Origin of the sequence: Clostridioides sp. ES-W-0018-02 (assembly GCF_020658175.1) — a bacterium.
Lineage (GTDB): Bacteria > Bacillota > Clostridia > Peptostreptococcales > Peptostreptococcaceae > Clostridioides.
In genome coordinates this window covers 1-1,423 of sequence record NZ_JACVVY010000039.1, presented here as the reverse complement: position 1 = coordinate 1,423, position 1,423 = coordinate 1, and the positions used below count along the sequence as shown (strand labels likewise).

At 25.4% G+C, this 1,423-nt stretch carries 2 protein-coding genes; both read right to left on the bottom strand.

Features of this window, described 5'->3' with window-relative positions:
• The coding region (locus IC219_RS21275) for a hypothetical protein (RefSeq protein ID WP_227853502.1) at nt 1–221 on the bottom strand (221 nt) is incomplete at its 3' end.
• Complete coding sequence (locus IC219_RS21270; protein WP_227832039.1) at nt 218–1,414, bottom strand: hypothetical protein; 1,197 nt, start codon at nt 1,412–1,414, stop codon at nt 218–220. The genes IC219_RS21275 and IC219_RS21270, both read right to left, overlap by 4 nt.
• Nucleotides 1,415–1,423 lie beyond the last annotated feature (9 nt).

Genomic DNA, 1,423 nt, shown 5'->3' with positions numbered 1-1,423 from the left:
CTACTTTTAATATCTGTATATCTATAGAAAACCTCTTTAGTATTTATATTTATAAATAACTTTGCTTCTTTATTTTCTATATATTTTTGAGTTGGTAAATTCTCAACTAAAATACCCTCTTTTAAATCTTCCTCTGATAATACGCTTGGTTCATAGTGTATCATCCCAATATATTTTATATTTTCTTCTTCTGTATCCATTAAATTTCCTAAATAAATCATAATTCTTCTCCTTTTTCATCTGAATAAACCTTTTTTGATAATACATTTCTGTAAATACCATAATTAATAAAAAAAACTAAATTATTTATTATAATCATATCTTTCCCTGGAGATGCATCATAAAGTGCACCACAACTTTTAACTGTCGTAAAAGCATTTAAGTCCTTTTTTTGGAAAGGATTACTAGAATTTGGATATATAACATATATATAACCGTTATATATATCGAAATTTGTGCAATGACTAGCACCATCAGAAATAATCAAATTTAAATTTGCATCATATTTGACTAAACCGCCTTTGTTACTACTATCAACTTCAATACTTGCATATCTATCAGATACAAAAACAAAATCGTTTAAAAACTTAATATTTTTTTCATACAAATATCCACCTATCCTAAAATCTTTAGCTATAGTAAAATCAAAATTTATTTTAGATAAATGACAGTCTGTAATACTACTTGTGTTTGAATGTTCTGTTATTGCATAAATACCATTTTTGTTGCAAACAAACTTGCCTCTATTAAAATTGTAAATTTCATTTGATGATAAATTCTTAGTTAGCATTATATACATATCAGATATTCTTATTTTATGGAGTATTGAAGAAGTTTCATTTCCGTATACTCCATAAATATAATCTCCATATGCACACAATTTATAATAAGCACCTTCTATAGATTGTATCTCTCTCCCTGTTGTTTTATTTATTTTATATAATTTGGTATTATCAGATATAAATAAATATTCTTGAGTAATGCAAATACATGAGAAGTTAGCACTAGCTAAAGTAATATCAAAAGCTACAGATTCATCAATTGCATTAATTTTAATTAAATGTGTACCTACAATAACATAAAAGTAAGGTTTCTCACATTCAAAAGCTTTTAAATCTCCTGAATATTTATCAATATATTTAAAAGAACCATTTGATATTAAATATGAAGTATAGCCAGATAATTTCGTTTCTTTTAAATCCAATCTACCTTCTTTACTATTAACTTTATTCTTTATTTCTTCCCATGTATCACTTGTAGTAACATCTGCACCTTTTGAAGTTAATGCTGTTACTACATTATTCTTAGCATTAACTCCACTTTGAAAAACCTCTTTTAAAGCATCTTCTACATTATTACTAGTAAATAGATTATCTGTATCTTTTATACTTGTTTTCTCTGCTGTTGTTTCTATGCTATCTAC